Consider the following 15,445-nt stretch of genomic DNA (forward strand, 5'->3'; position numbering starts at 1 on the left):
AGGAGTTATGAAAAATATTACTTATAAGATTTTCTTTGGTTTCTTGATTTTTATTAGTCCGATATCGATGATTGTGTCGGCTGAGGATAATTCTAGTTTATCAATTGAAAACCAAAATAAAATAAATGAATTAGAAAAGATATTAAACCAAATAGAAGAAGAGAGTACGCAGTTTAATGAGAATAATAATACTGAGCTGTCAAAGGAAGAACTCTTTGAAATGTTATTAGAATCTCAAGAAAATAACAGTAATGGATTTTATAATTTCTTAAACATATTTATTATCGTTATTACTTTATATGTAACTGTAGTAGGAATAGCTATTGGTTATTTCGTTAATAAACTCAAGAAACACCAGGAGAAAATAGACAAGATTTATACAACTGGAGAATTTGATCAAAAACTTAAGGATATGGAAAAGAGAATTGCTGAATTTAGAATGCGGGAAAGAAAAACAAAACTCAAGCAAACAAAGAAGTCATTGAATAAATTACTGGAAAAGTTAAATAGAGATATAAGAAGTTTAAGTTATGTTGCATATGAGACTGGAGAAGAAAGTTTAAAAAACATACTAGAAAAACATGAATTTGGATATTTAAAAGAATCTGTAGAAGGAATAGAAGAGAAATTTAATAATAGTGATTTCAAATTATCTCAACAGGATGAGTTAGATGATGACAATTGGAATCCAGAGGACGAACTAGAGGATTTATTAGAAGAAGCAGAAGTGATTGAAAGGGAATTTAAATCTATTGAGAATTCATATTCAGAAGAAATATTAAAGTAAGTGGCAGACAAATGGCAGATAAAAGGCAGAAAGATGGCAGGTTATTCCTGTTTAAATCAGTTATGATGGTAATGTGCAATACAAATAAGGACCTGACTTGACGGCTACAGGTTCCTTTGCTGCAAAGCGTTATATGTGAAAAAGGCATTCACTGCATCAGGTGGGTGCCTTTTTATTTTTTGTTAATAATTAAACTACCTATAAATCCTATTTGAAAGGGGTGAAAATAATGCCAGCTAAAAAGAAGGAAACAAAGACAGAGGAACAATCAAACACAGAACAGCAAACAGAAGAAGTAAAGAGAACCGAAGAAACATTGGTTCTCCGTGCTAGAAAGCCATTAAAAGAAAGAGAGTTTCAATTGCTTTCTGATCTAGTTAAGGAAGAGCAAGAAAAAGCGGGCATGAAGATCGTGCTAATACCACATTCAAGTGAGTTGATTGACGATGGCGAGGAGTAAATGGCCGGAAGTTAAGAAGAAATTTGATGATATAGAGAAGTGGTTAAAAGCTGGTCTTGCTGAATATCAGATCTGCAAAAACCTCTCTATAGGTAAGACAACGTGGGAAAAATACAAGAAAAGCCATCCCGAACTAAGGGAGCTATTAAAAAAGGGCAGAGAAAACCAAATTTCAGAGGTAGAAAATTCCCTTTTTAACAATGCTACTGGATATCACTATTTTGAAGAAGTTGCTCAGAAGGTGAAAACAAAGGTTAAAACAGCCGATGGAGAGATTCGAGAGGAAGAGCATTTGGAGACTGTGACAATCAGGAAATATAAGCCAGCTGAGACTGGGGCAATTGCTTTCTTTCTTAAGAATAAGAGCAAGGGACTATGGGCAGATAATCCTCAAGCAATGGATTTAAAGCGTGAAGAAGTAGAACTACGTAAAAAAGAGTCTGAGTTTAGGATGTTTTAACATGGCAAAACATGCGGTATTAAAGTCCTTCTATGCATCGGAGAAATGGATTAACTTACGATTGCAGTTAATCGCAGAAAGAAAAAATAAGTGTGAGCATTGTGGTAATACCATTGCAAGGTCCAAAGATTTAATAGGTCATCATACGATAGAGCTTACTCCTGAGAATGTACACGATCATATGATTAGTCTTAATCCTAAGTTGATAGAGATTGTCTGCTTTGATTGCCACAACAAAGAACATAAGCGTTTCGGATATAAGGGTGCCAAAGAAGTGTACTTAGTCTATGGTCCACCAATGAGTGGTAAGTCCACGTTTGTCCGAGAGCATGTAGAACGTGGTGATCTGGTAGTAGATATGGATGCATTATATGCTGCAGTATCTATGCTACCTTCATACGATAAGCCGGACAATCTATACAACAATGTGATAGGCATACACAGCACGCTGATAGATAACATACGTACACGCTATGGTAAGTGGCACAATGCTTGGATCATTGGTGGATATGCTGACAGATATAAGCGCGAGCGATTGGCTGATGATGTAGGCGCTGAGCTTATCTTCTGTGAGGTTAGTAAGGAGGAGTGCTTGAGTAGGTTAGAGCATGATGAATCCAGAAGATATAGACAGGATGAGTGGCGTGGTTATATTGATAAGTGGTTCGATACTTATACTGAATGAGGAGTGGTGTCATGAATAATAAAGTAAGAAGCGATCAACTAATTAATTACTTGTCTGTATTAACTGAGTTAACGAAAGCTAATCCTAATCCTATTGGAAATGTACGAGAACAAGTGGACGCTAGTGTAGTTACAGTCACAAAAGAACTTAATGAATTACTTTCAGAACAATATCAGTCTGTAAGAATTGATGGAATTAAACATAAGATCCCCCCGGATACTGAGTAATTTTTAAATCTCTAGGGACCGAAGGGGGAAGTCTTTTTTCACACACGCCTCAAATTTTGAAAATGTCTGGAGGTTTTTCGATCGATGTCAAAATCCAAGGAGTATCAAAAAGAACTTGAAAAATTATCCAAATTGTTCGCGGATGTGGAAGAATCAAAAAGGCAGCTTGTCGAGGGTTTGATTGAGGATGCAGCATTCCTTAAATCAGAAAATCATGCATTAAGGATCCAGATCGAAGCCACAGGCATGGTAAAAGTTCATCCCGATAAACCCGAAATGCAAAAGTCCATGGAGACTGCAAAACAGTACCTGAAGAACATTAATAGCTATTCGGTCATAATTAAGACCTTAAATGGAGTACTTAATAATAAAAATGATGATGATGAGGACGAATTGAGCGAATTTGCGTGAAGAATAACGAGCATTTATATCCTTATCTGGCTCATTCATATTTACTCCAATACATTAGCAAATGTAAATCAGGTGAAATAATTGTCGGCCATGAATTAATGCTGCAGTTTGATATTTTACTTGAACACTTTGAGGATCCAGAAATAAAGATTGACTTTGAAGACGGCCATAAGCGAATAAAGTTCATTGAAACCAAGTGCAAGCACTTTGAAGCACCATTTGCTGGCAAACCATTTCAACTGGAACTATTTCAGAGGGCTTTCGTTGAAGCAATCTATATGTTTAAAATCTATGATGATGAAATTAATAGATACGTAAGACTCTATCAGGACGTTTTGTTCCTGGTAGCTAGAAAAAATGGAAAAACACCACTTATCTCAGCGCTATGTCTCGCTGAGTTTTTTTGTGGAGAAATGGGTACCCGTATTCTTTGCTCAAGTAATGATTATGAGCAAGCTGACCTCATGTTCCAAGCAATCAACTCCATGCGTGAAGAAAGTAGCACATTGGAGAAGGTAACACGTAGCAACATTAAGGGAATTTTCTTTGGCAATCCTAAGAAACCGAAGAAGAAAGGGAAGTTCTCGTACAAGAATAAGGGGCAGATTAAGAAAATATCAGCAAAAACGGGTGCCAAGGAAGGTAAGAACATAAAAGTTGGTGCGGTCGATGAGGTTCACGAGTTAAAAGACAATACATCGGTCATGCCAATTCGTCAGGCTGTTTCCACACAGGATGAACCACTATACATTGAATTGACCACTGAGGGTGTTGTTAATGACGGTTATTTGGACGAAAGACTAAGAGAGGCTAGGAAAGTACTCAATAAGGAATTAGAGCGTCCTAGATGGCTTATATGGCTTTATACGCAGGACAGCGAAAGAGAAGTTTGGCAAGATGAGGATTCTTGGGTTAAATCTAATCCGGGTGTAGGGGTAATTAAGAAACGGAGCTTCCTTCGCAAAATGGTAGAAGAAGCAAAGACCAGTAAGTCCATGCGTGTTTTTGTTATGTCCAAAGACTTCAATATCAAACAAAATAATGCGTCTGCATGGCTCACACCTGAGGAAGTGAACAATGAAGACGAATTTGACATTGAAGAATTCCGAAATTGCTTCGGTGTTGGTGGTGTCGATTTATCCAAGACAGGTGACTTGGCTAGTGCTAGAGTGATTCTGATGAAACCGGGAAGCCAGAAGAAATACATGGTGCAAAAATACTTTGTTCCGGAGTCGAAACTAGAAAACTTGTCCAAAGATGAAAAGAAACTCTTCAAAGAATGGATAAGGAAGGACCTTATAGAAGTTTCCCCAGGTAATGAAAACGACTTTAGCCTGGTTACGAGATGGTTTGTGAGGCTTTACAAAGACTTTGGCATTAGAGTTTACAAAGTTGGCTACGATAAATGGTCGGCTATCTATTGGGCGAAGGAAATGGACCAATACGGTTTCGATTGTGTCCGTGTTACACAGGATTGGGGTAGCATGTCAGAACCTATGAAGCTAGTTGAAACAGATTTGAAGAGTCAGATGATCAATTATAATAACAATCCGATTGATCGATGGTGTCTGGAAAACACCGCATTGAATATTAACTCGAAGCAAGAAATAATGCCAGTCAAAGTGCAAGGGCAAGAAGATAAAAAGATTGATGGTGCGGTAACAATGATAATTGCTTACAAAGTTTACATTGATAACCGTAACGAAATCATGCAGCTTGTCGGGAGGTGATCGAACTGGCGCTAAAAGACTTATTTAAAAACATATTTACTACTAATGCTAATCGGCAGCTGCAGCAAGCGAAATTTATGAATGGTTACAGTCCGATATTCTCACAATTTGGGCAAGATGTATTTGCTTCAGATGTTGTTCAGATGTGTGTAGATGTTATCGCAACCGAGATAAGCAAATTACAGCCAAGACATATTCGTCGTGACGCTAACGACATGCAAACGGTGGTCAAAGGTGACATTAACCGTTTATTCCGTTTTGCACCGAATGATCTCATGACCACTAGAGACTTTCTCGAAAAGGTCATATGGCTACTCTATACGAACTACAACGTTTTTATTTATCCCATGTATGAAATACGGAGAGACGATAAAGGAAACGAGTATAAAAGCTATACTGGCTTCTATCCACTCAATCCAACTATTGTAACTTTCCAACAGGACAGCACAGATAAGTTGTTTGTGGAAATGCAGTTTGAAAATGGTGTGAAATTCACACTTGCCTACTCTGATGTTATCCATATGCGGAAACGTTTTGGGAGAAATGACGTAATGGGTGGCGGTGCAAATGGTGAGCCAGATAACGATGCGGTGCTGAACGTATTGAAAATCAATGATTCGCTTATGCAAGGTATAGAGAAGGCAATTAAAACGAGTATGACAATGCGAGGCATCTTGAAAATTAATTCTATGCTTGATGGCGACTCTTTAAGAGAGGAAAGGAAAAAGGTTGAGGAAGAAATCGCGAGTGGTAAGAATGGGATTATTCCTATTGATCTTAAAAGTGATTATATTGACCTTAAACCGAACCCTAAAGTCATCGACAAAGAGACATTAGAGTTTCTGGACAACAAAATTTTGCGAAATTATGGTGTGTCTCTCCCAATCCTTACAGGAGATTATACTGACGAACAATATCAGGCCTTTTATGAAAAGACGCTGGAACCATTGGTAATAGCATTGGGGCAAGCTTTTTCCAAAACGTTATTTACCAAACGAGAACTAGACTTTGGGAATGAAATGGTCTTTTTCCAGCGCGATATGATGTATCTCAGTACAAAAGCCAAGCTAGATTTGATTAAAACAGCAGGAGAGCAAGGCTTGTTATCCGATAATCAGAAGTTAAAAATACTTGGTTATCCTCCAATCGAAGGAGGAGAAAAGCGAACACAGTCACTCAATTATATTGATGTGAACCTAGCAAACTCTTATCAAATGAATAGCACGAAAAATACTGCCAAAGGTGGTGGAAATGATGAATGATAAAGATTTCCCAAACATAAATCATCCTGTTAAACGAAATTTCAACTTAATGGATCTCCGAGCACAATCAGATGATCAAAATGGTACGTTCATTGAAGGGCATCCAGCCATTTATGACCAGAAAACTACCATAGGTGGTTATTTTTATGAAGTTATTGAGCGTGGCGCATTTGATAGTTGTGATTTTGATGATGTATTGTTCTCCGTTAATCATGATCTAAGGAAAATACCTTTAGCCAGGAGTCGGAGAAACAATGGTAACTCGACCATGCAGTTACAGACGAATGACAAAGGACTTTATATTCGAGCCAACTTAGATGTTGAGGAAAATAGTGAAGCAAAATCCTTATATAGCGCAGTAAAACGTGAGGACATCGATGGGATGTCTTTTATTTTTTATGTTAAGGAACAAAAATGGGAAGACATGGACAGCGAAATGCCTACCAGACGTATTCAAAAGATCAACAAAGTTATTGAAGTTAGCGCAGTCAATTTCCCAGCATACATGGGAACTGACATAAATGCTCGTGACAAGTCTGTGTTGGATAACGCAGCAAAGGCATTGGAAAATGCCCGGTCTCAGTTGGATAACTCGAAAAGCGAGCTAGAAGTATTGCAATTACGAAACCAAATACTATTGAACATGGAGGAAAGATAAAATGAAAAAGAAATTACTAGCATTACTAGACAAAAAAGAAGCAAGAAAGAAAGAACTTGGGAAAACTAGTCAGTCCACTGAGTCTGTTGAAGAATTGCGCAGCATGAACAAAGAAATTGAATCTTTAAATGCTGAGATTGCTGAACTACGCAGCATGATTGATGAACTTCCTGATGACGATGCAAGTAATGATGAAGGTGGAAACGGAGAAGGCGGTAGTGAAGGCTGTAGTCAAACACCTCAGCAACGTAATACGCCACAAGGACCTGTCAATGTTATGGCAACTTATGGACTAGGTGGTGGATCCGGTAATCAAAATAACCAACGTTCTGCAGATCCACACGATACACCAGAATATCGTTCTGCATTTATGGATTACGTAACGAAGGGAAGTAAATCAGACGAGTTGGAATTCCGTGCTGACCAAACAACGGGTACAGGGGACGTTGGTGCTGTTATCCCAACTAATATCCTAAACAAAATAGTCGAAAAGCTTAATGACTATGGTCGTATTTGGGCTAGTGTTACAAAAACAAATATGCAAGGCGGTGTCCAAATCCCACTTGCTAATGCTAAACCAACTGCAACTTGGGTTAGCGCTGGTGCTATGTCAGATAAACAAAAGAAAACTGTTTCTGGTAATATCACGTTCTCTTATCACAAATTGCAGTGCCGTGTAGCTGTTGAATTGGTTGCTGGTACTGTAGCAATGCCAGTGTTCGAACAAACTGTTACAGACAACATTTATGAAGCAATGATCTATGCACTGGAAGAAGGAATAATTAATGGTTCCGGAACAGGTCAGCCATTAGGTATCACGAAAGATACAAACATTCCTGGAACACAAGTTATTGACGTAACCGCTGAAGATTTTGGGAAATATAACAAATGGACTGAGTTTTACGGTAAGATTCCACGCAAATACAGAAACGGCGCAGTACTAATTGTTGCTGATGCAGATTGGACTAAGTATCTTCAAGGAATGGTAGATGCAAACGGGCAACCTGTCGCTCGTGTTAATTATGGTCTTGATGGTACACAACAAGAAAAACTAATCGGTAAAGATGTAATTCCTACAGAAGATTATCTACAGTCCATTGACGATGCGTCAGAAGGTGATGTCGTTGCCATCCTTGTGAAGTTAAAAGATTACATGTTTAACAGCAATATGCAACTACTGTTCAAGCGTTATTTCAACGAAGAAACAGACGAGTGGGTTAGCAAATCAACGTTAATCGGTGATGGAAAACTAGCAGACCGCAACGGTGTTGTGCTGTTGAAAAAAGGCCCTGAAGAAGCCGCAGTATAAGGTGGTGAGCCTTAAATGGCTATGACAGCAGAACAATTTCTGGAATCATGCAAAATAGGAATGGGGATGTCGCCAGAACCAAACGAGGCGATAGACCCTATCCTTAGGCAAAAGATACTTGCTGCAAGAATGTTCATGAAAGGCGCAGGAATATCAGATGAAAAGATAGAGAGTGATCTTGGCATGGGGATTTTAGTCATGGGAGTCACGGATCTCTGGGAGTTGAAGTCGGGGGAAGTTAAGTTTTCCCCGGCTTTTTTCACATTAACGACACAGCTATCGATGGGGCGAAGTTATGAGACGTGATAAGGTTATTTTTCTATTTTCCAAATACCATATTGGCGATAACGAGATAGGGGATGCCATTAAAACCCCAGAAGACCCAAGAAGATTGTTGGCAGAAAAGAACTCTGTTCGCCAGTCAGAGTTTTACCAGGCACAGGCGAATGGGTTTAAACCAGAATTAGTTTTTACCATTTGGCTACATGAGTATAAAGACGAAGCTTTTCTAATTTTCAATGAGAAGAGTTATAAAATAATCCGAACGTTTGAAAAGAACAGCAAAGAAATAGAACTGGTTTGTGAGGGGCTGATAAACAATGGCCCGATTACCTAAAGCAGTAAAGATTAAAAAAGATGGGGTCGAATTTACCTCAAAGGTGGATCGAGCGAATTACCTGATCAGTGAGTTAAACCGTGCTGCCTTATTGGACACTGGAAAACTTATGAGAAGAAGAATGCTACCGAAGGCAAAACAGATGCCAGGCATGCGCCGATCTAAAAGACCTTTGTCAGCATTCCAGTATTGGGTAAGGCGAAGAGAAACCGATTTGGTTGTTGGTTCGAAGCATAGAACTTGGTACGGAAAAGACCAAGAACTAGGTACGAGTAAACAGCCAAAGCGATCTATCATTAAAGGGACTGTCATGGAAAACGTAAATGATATTAGACGTATTCAAGGGCAATACCTATCTGCAATAGAAGCTGAAAACAAAGCAATGGGTCTCATCCAGCCAAACGAGGAGGGTGGTAATGACACAAGTGATTCGAGTAATTAGTCTACGGAAGGCACTTAATGAGGTGCTGAAACCTATCCATCCTAATATCAATTATGAAACTGCAAATGAGTTGCCGTATCCTTATGCCGTGTATTTGCTTGATGATTCGGTAGATGATGGTTTGGTAGAGACCTTTTCTTTGGAAATTGATGCATGGGACCAACCACCTAATGGCGATACAATCAGATTAGAACAGTTAATCGGAAAAATCGATAATGCATTAAATCGGTTGGTGATATCCCGTGATGGTCTGTCTTTCCGTTTTTACAGACAAAACAGGAGACCCGTCCGGGATCCTAACAGCCTTCTGCGAAGAAGACAATTAATCTATCAAATTAAAGTAATGGGAGTGAATCGATAATGTTCAAAATGCCAGCAGCACCAAAGCCGGAAAATGTGCAATTGGGCGAAGGTGTTCTTATATACAATTTCAATCCAGACGATTGGGACGATCCAGAATCCATTCCGTTTGGCGCAACCCGTGGAGGTGGGACGTATACAGTCGAACCTACCAATAAGGCTATCCGTTTTGACGGAGACAAAGGGGAAAATACGAAAAACAACAAACGTATTACAGAATGGGTTATTACGATTGTAGCCAACGCTCTAGAACTGGATATGGAAAATTTAAAACGCATAAAACCAGGTACCATAGAGAGCAAAACATCTGAAACCACACCAAACTATAAAAAGTACCGTCCTAAAAGCACCTATGAAGAAGAGGATTACCAGAAAAACATTGCGTATGTTACCAAAACACATGCTGGAACTATCGTGGCATATGTAATCGAGAACGCACTTGGTGATGGTTCATTATCTGCAGCGTTTGAGGATAAAGAAGAAGTGGTCAGCGAATCTACTTTCACGGCTCACTTTGATCCAAACAACATGAGTGAAGTACCTACTTATGTTATTCACTATGATGCGCAAACGGAAGAACCGGCACAAGCAAGTACGGAAACGCAAACAGGAACAGAAGTCTAAGAAGGGGAGCGTAATGCTCCTCTTTTATTTATATCAGGAGGGATTTAACCATGGCCGAACAAGCAAACCAAGTAGAAGAGCAAGCGATTAATAGTGAACAAGCATTTGATATGCTGCCATTCGTTGCAGATATTTATGACAAGATAAATTTTGATAAATATCGGAAAGACTTGCAAAAGAAATATACTGAAATGAAAAAAGCGAATAAGAAAGTTGATGCTATAGACGCAGCAACAGATGCAACAAAGTACATTCTTAAAAACTCTCCTAAGATCAAAGAAGAGTTTTTTACAATTGTGGCCATTGCAGAAAATCGAAAAAAAGCTGATGTGAAAAAGCAATCGTACATTAAAACAATGAAATCCATTAAGAAAATATTTATGGATCCTGATTTAGTCGATTTTTTCAAGGAAGCTATGGAGTAGGCTACGAGGAGACCATTGCCTTACTGCATAGCAATTACGACATAAACTTTGTCTTGCGTCAGCCAATACCCGTTATTACACGTCTATTGGTGAAAGCCCATGAGAAGCGCGAGAAACGGAAGACGTGGGAAATGTGGCTAACCAAGTATCCAAACATGACGAAGAAAGATTTTGTGGAGTATAACGAGTTTCATGCCATGATGACCAAGCCAAAGGTAAATGTGGAATATTCGAATGAAACAGTACAAGACACATACTCCCGATTTAAAAATAGCGTAAAGAAGGTGAAAAAGTGAGAGAAATTAAATACGATGGCATGCCTCGTCAAGAAGAAGTTGACCCAGCAAACGGAGAACTTAATGAGGACGAAATGGTTGGGTATATCATGAGAAATACAAAAGGGTTTTCCCTTGACTATGAGCAAGTTAAGGCAGTCCTAGATGCAGAAACAGCATTCTTAACAGAAAAAGGCTTTATTGATTCTGAATAGAAAGGTAGGGTGATTCCCATATCTCGGTGCTATACCGTCATATAGCAATCAAAACACCTATGATAGGTGCTTTTTTTTATGCCTTTTTTAGGAAGAAGGTGAGTATTTGGAAATATTTAAGCTCTTTGGGCGAATCCTTGTAGATGACAAAGAAGCACAAGATAGTATATCGAAGACAGATAAAAAAGCAAAGTCATTAGGTGATCGATTTAAAAAAGGTATTAAAACAGCAGCAAAATGGGGAGCTGGGATTGTAGTTGGTGCTGCAGCTGCAGGTGGTGCCATGTTAGGTGCTGCCAATAAGGCTGCGGAGTCAACAGATAGAATTGATAAGCTATCTCAGAAGATCGGTATTTCCGGTAAAGCATTCCAAGAGTGGGATTTTATTCTTTCACAATCAGGTACTGATATTGAAAAAATGCAGAATGGTTTGAAAACCCTTGTTCAGCGAATGGACGAAAGCGCCACAGGAGTGGGCGAAGGGGCAGAAACCTTCAAAGAACTAGGCTTATCTGCCACGGACAGTGCTGGCAAGATGAAAAGCCAAGAGCAAATGTTTGAAGAGACCGTTAAGACGTTACAGGGTATGCCTGAAGGTGCTGATAAATCACGTCTAGCATTTGAAATGTTTGGGCGTGCCGGCACGGAACTTATGCCATTACTAAATGGTGCTGCAGGTAGTGTCGATGAAATGAAGAAAAAAGCCGAGGAGCTAGGGCTTGTTTTAAGTGATGATGCCATTGACTCAGGGGTTAAATTTACTGATACGATGGATCAACTGAAACGGTCGATGGGTACGGCTTTTACCCAAATAGGTGTCACGGTGATGCCGATGCTTCAAACATTTTTTGAGTGGATTATTGCAAACATGCCTGTTATACAGGGCGTGTTTTCTGCAGTATTTGGCGCTTTTTCATTCGCTATTTCGACAGCTGTAACGTGGATCCAAACTCTGGTGTCTTGGCTTACCCAATGGTACACCAATAACGAAACAACTTTATTGGGAATCTGGGAAGCCTTCCAGTTGTATCTTGGCATGCTGATCGAATACTGGCAGACGATTTTTCAAACGTTGAAGACTGTTCTAGAGGAAGCGCTAAATTATATTCTTCCATTTATCCAAGAAAAACTCGCAATGCTCCAACAATTTTGGGCTGAAAATGGTGCTCAGATCATGTTGGCCGTGCAAAATGCTTTTCAATTTATTAAAACCATAATCACTACAATCATGCCAGTTGTGTTTGCCGTGATTCAGGCTGTCTGGAATTCCATTAAGGGTGTTATAAATGGAGCTCTAAATGTCATTATGGGGATCATAAAGGTTTTCTCAGGGATTTTCACTGGCGATATGAGCAAATTGTGGGAGGGCGTCAAGCAGATTTTCAAGGGAGCCCTTGAATTTATCTGGAATTTTATCAACCTAACCCTTATAGGGCGCGGTTTAGGACTAATTCGCTCCTTCTGGAAATCAGGTATTGCGATTTTCAAAAGTCTGGGAACTGGAATCGTAAATGTCTTTAAGAGTTTAGGATCCTCTGTAACCGGATCTATTCGGAGTTTGTTTTCTAATGCGGTTAGTATTTTCCGGAATCTTGGCAGCACAATTGGGGGCATTGCCTCTAAATTGCTCACGAAGGTGAAAAATGTATTTAAGGGCATGCTTTCTTTTGTCACTGGTTTAGGTGGCTCCTTCCTCGATGCAGGTAAGGGACTTATTGATCAGATGGCTAAAGGGATAAAGAACGCAGCAAAGAAAGTAACCGACACAGTGAAGAATGTTGCCCAAAAAGTACGTGACTTTCTACCTTTCTCCCCAGCGAAAACGGGGCCATTAAGTGATTTGGACAAACTGGACTTCGGTGGACCAATCGCAGACTCCATTGACGGGGCAGAAAGTAACGTGAAAGCTAAGATGGCTCACATGCTGGAATTACCTGATCAAGAAGGTACAAACGGTTCTGGTCGTGCTCAAGAAGGCGTTAGAGTAGAAAATCTATTGCTCGAATTGATTACTGCAGTAAAAGAAGGACGCAATATAAGCCTTTTCCCGAACGGTAATACCTTCGCTAGGGAAACGGGACCTTATACAGCTGCAGAAGGTGGGAATCGAGTCAGAAAAGTAGAAAGGGGGCTTGCTACGTAATGCTAGGAATATCATTCATGGGTAAACATTCATACAAAGATTTCGGTGTTACGATGGCCCCTGGTAAGGAGATCGGACTTCCATCTAAAGAAAAGATTAAAGTGAAGATTCCATTCTCTAATGTGGAGTATGATTTTAGCAGAGTATACGGGGAAGAAACATACAGCCCAAGACCATTAAGTTATCCTTTTAACATTGCAGAATACTCGAAAGCAAACATGAATACGAAAAAGACAGCCATAACCAATTGGTTAATGAATAGCAATGGAAAACAAAAGCTATACGATGATGCTTTTCCCGGATACTATTTTCTGGCCGAAGTAGAAACTAACCCAACTTTTGAAGAAGACAATGACATTGGCATATTAAAGGTATCTTTTGAAGCGTATCCTTTCATGATTGCAGAGCTTGAAGAAGGTAATGACATATGGGACTCGTTCAACTTTGAATTTGATGTAGCACAACCAGTTAATTTTGACGTGGAGGGATCCTTGGAAGTTGTTTTATTAAATGCCGGCACTCCTTCCATTTCACCAACTATCAAGGCATCAAGTGAAATGTCAGTTCTGAAGGATGGCATTACGTACAATTTTCCATCCGGTGAAACTAAGAGTAAAGAGTTTCGCCTGTTTTCCGGGGAAAACAAGTTAAAAATAACAGGGAATGGTACTATTTCTTTCGTGTTTCATAAGGAGTTGATCTAGTTGTATAGAGTTACCATCAATAATGGCGGGGAAGATATCACGGTTCATGATCCACAGGTTAATGATCTGAAATTGGAATCAGGCGTGGTTAAAACCGAGATTAATAAAATTGATTCTTTCAATATAGGTCTTCATCCTAACAACCCGGGTTACGGTTTACTCCGTCCCTTAAAAACACGAATTAAGGTCTGGAATACGTTGAAAAAGAAATATGAATTTGAAGGAAGGGTGCTTGCCCCGAGTGAGGATATGAGCGACTCCGGTTTAATTACAACCAAGTTCGATTGTGAAGGGGAATTAGCTTATCTACATGACTCCATGCAACGGCATTTAGAGTTTCGGGGCACACCTGCAGCATTACTGGAAACTATCTTGGAATACCATAATACGCAAGTTGAGCCTTACAAACACTTCCAGATGGGAGAAATGGATTTCACGAATTCCACTGACAATCTATATCTCTATTTATCTGCTGAGAATGACACCTACGATACGATTATGGACAAACTAGTAGATAATATAGGTGGCGAACTCCAAATCAGAAAGGTTGACGGGGTTCGCTATTTGGATTTGTTGGAACAAGTTGGCGGCGAAAGTAGCACAGAAATACGCATTGCGAAGAATCTGCAAAGCATGAGTAGGGACATTGATCCTACTGAGATCGTGACCCGATTAACTCCATTAGGTACTAGAATTGAAAGCGACAATGAAGGAGATACAGATGCATCCGAAGCACGGTTGACTATCGAATCTGTTAATAATGGTGTTCCCTATATAGATGTTCCAGAACTTATTGAGGAATTCGGCATACAGGGTGGATCCATCACATGGAATGATGTGACCTTAGCCGAGAACTTACTATCCAAAGGTCAAGGCTGGCTTGCTTCCCAGAAAACAGCCCAGGTGCAATATAAATTATCTGCAATTGATTTATCATTGATTGGTCTGGACATTAATTCTTTTGACAAGGGATGGACTTATCCAGTGATCAATCCTATTATGGCCATCGATGAAAGATTACGAGTCATTGGGAAATCCACGGATATTATTAATCCAGAAAAAGCTGAGCTGGCAATTGGAGATAAGTTTAAAGACTTGGAGGAATATCAAAGGGACGCGAATAGATCAGCACGTAAGGTCGTTGACTTAGAAAACATCGTCGGCAATCAAACAGAGCGTATTGGTCAATTGCTGGGACAAGTGAAGGAAGTAAACACCCAAGTAGGTAATGTGCAAAAGATTATCGATAGCGCAGATCTTCCAGAATTAAATGATGCTATTGACGGTTTGCAAGGTGCAATTAATGATCTTAATGAGGCGTTAGATGGAATACCTATCTATGGTCCAGTAACACAGACTGATAATGGTCTTATGACATTTGAGGATAAGATCAAGCTTGATGAGTTAAAAAGCTATGAGAATTCTACAGAGACTACTGCCGGATTGATGAGCACGGAAGATAAGAAGAAAGTGAATCGATTGACCGTCACTCAAGCAATTGATTTAGATCAATTATATCAAGACGTACAGATCCTTATGAATAGTTAGGAGGTATTTTTATATGGGGAAAACAGCAGCGCAAAAGCTGAGGGATATGGCAAAATCCTTGAGAGAACAAGCAGAGGAAATTAAACGCAAAACACAGAGGAGCG

General features: G+C 39.5%; 21 protein-coding genes. All 21 read left to right on the forward strand.

Annotated elements, in window-relative coordinates:
• The first annotated feature begins 7 nt into the window (after window positions 1-7).
• The 21 genes from AC6CHS_RS15365 to AC6CHS_RS15465 all read left to right on the forward strand — a co-directional run bounded on the left by AC6CHS_RS15365 (window position 8) and on the right by AC6CHS_RS15465 (window position 15,341).
• A complete protein-coding gene (locus tag AC6CHS_RS15365) occupies window positions 8-787 on the forward strand; it encodes a hypothetical protein (protein ID WP_498237414.1) in 780 nt (259 codons plus the stop codon).
• Window positions 788-1,016: 229 nt separating this feature from the next.
• The gene (locus AC6CHS_RS15370) at window positions 1,017-1,247 is read left to right on the forward strand and encodes a hypothetical protein (RefSeq protein WP_498237416.1); all 231 of its coding nucleotides are present in this window, start codon (window positions 1,017-1,019) and stop codon (window positions 1,245-1,247) included.
• On the forward strand, window positions 1,234-1,707 hold the full coding sequence (locus tag AC6CHS_RS15375) for a hypothetical protein (protein ID WP_498237418.1): 474 nt from the start codon (window positions 1,234-1,236) through the stop codon (window positions 1,705-1,707). Before AC6CHS_RS15370 ends, AC6CHS_RS15375 begins: the two co-directional genes overlap by 14 nt.
• A gap of 1 nt (window position 1,708) precedes the next feature.
• A complete protein-coding gene (locus AC6CHS_RS15380) occupies window positions 1,709-2,392 on the forward strand; it encodes an HNH endonuclease (RefSeq protein WP_498237419.1) in 684 nt (227 codons plus the stop codon).
• 11 nt (window positions 2,393-2,403) lie between these two features.
• Complete coding sequence (locus AC6CHS_RS15385; protein WP_498237421.1) at window positions 2,404-2,619, forward strand: hypothetical protein; 216 nt, start codon at window positions 2,404-2,406, stop codon at window positions 2,617-2,619.
• 84 nt (window positions 2,620-2,703) lie between these two features.
• The gene (locus AC6CHS_RS15390; RefSeq protein WP_498237423.1) at window positions 2,704-3,030 is read left to right on the forward strand and encodes a hypothetical protein; all 327 of its coding nucleotides are present in this window, start codon (window positions 2,704-2,706) and stop codon (window positions 3,028-3,030) included.
• Between the two features lie 98 nt (window positions 3,031-3,128).
• On the forward strand, window positions 3,129-4,760 hold the full coding sequence (locus AC6CHS_RS15395; RefSeq protein ID WP_498237425.1) for a terminase large subunit: 1,632 nt from the start codon (window positions 3,129-3,131) through the stop codon (window positions 4,758-4,760).
• A gap of 77 nt (window positions 4,761-4,837) precedes the next feature.
• Entirely contained in the window at window positions 4,838-6,022 is a 1,185-nt protein-coding gene (locus tag AC6CHS_RS15400; protein WP_498237427.1) for a phage portal protein, read from the forward strand.
• Window positions 6,015-6,680: an HK97 family phage prohead protease gene (locus AC6CHS_RS15405; protein ID WP_498237429.1), complete on the forward strand. Its 666-nt coding sequence runs from the start codon at window positions 6,015-6,017 to the stop codon at window positions 6,678-6,680. Before AC6CHS_RS15400 ends, AC6CHS_RS15405 begins: the two co-directional genes overlap by 8 nt.
• Before the next feature lies 1 nt (window position 6,681).
• Window positions 6,682-7,989 (forward strand): phage major capsid protein, encoded by a 1,308-nt coding sequence (locus AC6CHS_RS15410; protein ID WP_498237431.1) that lies wholly within the window; start codon window positions 6,682-6,684, stop codon window positions 7,987-7,989.
• A gap of 15 nt (window positions 7,990-8,004) precedes the next feature.
• A complete protein-coding gene (locus AC6CHS_RS15415; protein WP_498237433.1) occupies window positions 8,005-8,295 on the forward strand; it encodes a hypothetical protein in 291 nt (96 codons plus the stop codon).
• A complete protein-coding gene (locus AC6CHS_RS15420; RefSeq protein WP_498237435.1) occupies window positions 8,285-8,605 on the forward strand; it encodes a phage head closure protein in 321 nt (106 codons plus the stop codon). Before AC6CHS_RS15415 ends, AC6CHS_RS15420 begins: the two co-directional genes overlap by 11 nt.
• Window positions 8,589-9,047: an HK97-gp10 family putative phage morphogenesis protein gene (locus tag AC6CHS_RS15425; RefSeq protein ID WP_498237437.1), complete on the forward strand. Its 459-nt coding sequence runs from the start codon at window positions 8,589-8,591 to the stop codon at window positions 9,045-9,047. The genes AC6CHS_RS15420 and AC6CHS_RS15425 overlap by 17 nt, the downstream gene beginning before the upstream one ends.
• Window positions 9,022-9,408: a hypothetical protein gene (locus AC6CHS_RS15430; RefSeq protein WP_498237438.1), complete on the forward strand. Its 387-nt coding sequence runs from the start codon at window positions 9,022-9,024 to the stop codon at window positions 9,406-9,408. Before AC6CHS_RS15425 ends, AC6CHS_RS15430 begins: the two co-directional genes overlap by 26 nt.
• A complete protein-coding gene (locus AC6CHS_RS15435) occupies window positions 9,408-10,031 on the forward strand; it encodes a hypothetical protein (protein WP_498237439.1) in 624 nt (207 codons plus the stop codon). The genes AC6CHS_RS15430 and AC6CHS_RS15435 overlap by 1 nt, the downstream gene beginning before the upstream one ends.
• 50 nt (window positions 10,032-10,081) lie before the next feature.
• A complete protein-coding gene (locus AC6CHS_RS15440) occupies window positions 10,082-10,456 on the forward strand; it encodes a hypothetical protein (RefSeq protein ID WP_498237441.1) in 375 nt (124 codons plus the stop codon).
• A gap of 155 nt (window positions 10,457-10,611) precedes the next feature.
• Window positions 10,612-10,752 (forward strand): hypothetical protein, encoded by a 141-nt coding sequence (locus AC6CHS_RS15445; protein ID WP_498237443.1) that lies wholly within the window; start codon window positions 10,612-10,614, stop codon window positions 10,750-10,752.
• Window positions 10,749-10,946: a hypothetical protein gene (locus AC6CHS_RS15450; protein WP_498237444.1), complete on the forward strand. Its 198-nt coding sequence runs from the start codon at window positions 10,749-10,751 to the stop codon at window positions 10,944-10,946. Before AC6CHS_RS15445 ends, AC6CHS_RS15450 begins: the two co-directional genes overlap by 4 nt.
• A gap of 106 nt (window positions 10,947-11,052) precedes the next feature.
• Window positions 11,053-13,089, forward strand: a complete 2,037-nt coding sequence (locus AC6CHS_RS15455) for a phage tail protein (RefSeq protein WP_498237446.1) — start codon at window positions 11,053-11,055, stop codon at window positions 13,087-13,089.
• 17 nt (window positions 13,090-13,106) lie between these two features.
• Window positions 13,107-13,793, forward strand: coding sequence for a phage tail protein (locus AC6CHS_RS15460; protein ID WP_498237448.1), 687 nt, complete (start codon window positions 13,107-13,109; stop codon window positions 13,791-13,793).
• A complete protein-coding gene (locus AC6CHS_RS15465) occupies window positions 13,794-15,341 on the forward strand; it encodes a phage tail protein (RefSeq protein ID WP_498237450.1) in 1,548 nt (515 codons plus the stop codon). It begins immediately after the preceding gene.
• Window positions 15,342-15,445: the final 104 nt, after the last annotated feature.

It is taken from the genome of Oceanobacillus sp. GQ8, from assembly GCF_059758495.1.

Bases quoted from the DNA above. Each gene is read 5' to 3' on its own strand.
- AC6CHS_RS15365 (WP_498237414.1), top strand. From the start codon at position 8: ATGAAAAATATTACTTATAAGATTTTCTTTGGTTTCTTGATTTTTATT.
- AC6CHS_RS15370 (WP_498237416.1), top strand. From the start codon at position 1,017: ATGCCAGCTAAAAAGAAGGAAACAAAGACAGAGGAACAATCAAACACA.
- AC6CHS_RS15375 (WP_498237418.1), top strand. From the start codon at position 1,234: ATGGCGAGGAGTAAATGGCCGGAAGTTAAGAAGAAATTTGATGATATA.
- AC6CHS_RS15380 (WP_498237419.1), top strand. From the start codon at position 1,709: ATGGCAAAACATGCGGTATTAAAGTCCTTCTATGCATCGGAGAAATGG.
- AC6CHS_RS15385 (WP_498237421.1), top strand. From the start codon at position 2,404: ATGAATAATAAAGTAAGAAGCGATCAACTAATTAATTACTTGTCTGTA.
- AC6CHS_RS15390 (WP_498237423.1), top strand. From the start codon at position 2,704: ATGTCAAAATCCAAGGAGTATCAAAAAGAACTTGAAAAATTATCCAAA.
- AC6CHS_RS15395 (WP_498237425.1), top strand. From the start codon at position 3,129: ATGCTGCAGTTTGATATTTTACTTGAACACTTTGAGGATCCAGAAATA.
- AC6CHS_RS15400 (WP_498237427.1), top strand. From the start codon at position 4,838: ATGAATGGTTACAGTCCGATATTCTCACAATTTGGGCAAGATGTATTT.
- AC6CHS_RS15405 (WP_498237429.1), top strand. From the start codon at position 6,015: ATGAATGATAAAGATTTCCCAAACATAAATCATCCTGTTAAACGAAAT.
- AC6CHS_RS15410 (WP_498237431.1), top strand. From the start codon at position 6,682: ATGAAAAAGAAATTACTAGCATTACTAGACAAAAAAGAAGCAAGAAAG.
- AC6CHS_RS15415 (WP_498237433.1), top strand. From the start codon at position 8,005: ATGGCTATGACAGCAGAACAATTTCTGGAATCATGCAAAATAGGAATG.
- AC6CHS_RS15420 (WP_498237435.1), top strand. From the start codon at position 8,285: ATGAGACGTGATAAGGTTATTTTTCTATTTTCCAAATACCATATTGGC.
- AC6CHS_RS15425 (WP_498237437.1), top strand. From the start codon at position 8,589: ATGGCCCGATTACCTAAAGCAGTAAAGATTAAAAAAGATGGGGTCGAA.
- AC6CHS_RS15430 (WP_498237438.1), top strand. From the start codon at position 9,022: ATGACACAAGTGATTCGAGTAATTAGTCTACGGAAGGCACTTAATGAG.
- AC6CHS_RS15435 (WP_498237439.1), top strand. From the start codon at position 9,408: ATGTTCAAAATGCCAGCAGCACCAAAGCCGGAAAATGTGCAATTGGGC.
- AC6CHS_RS15440 (WP_498237441.1), top strand. From the start codon at position 10,082: ATGGCCGAACAAGCAAACCAAGTAGAAGAGCAAGCGATTAATAGTGAA.
- AC6CHS_RS15445 (WP_498237443.1), top strand. From the start codon at position 10,612: ATGACGAAGAAAGATTTTGTGGAGTATAACGAGTTTCATGCCATGATG.
- AC6CHS_RS15460 (WP_498237448.1), top strand. From the start codon at position 13,107: ATGGGTAAACATTCATACAAAGATTTCGGTGTTACGATGGCCCCTGGT.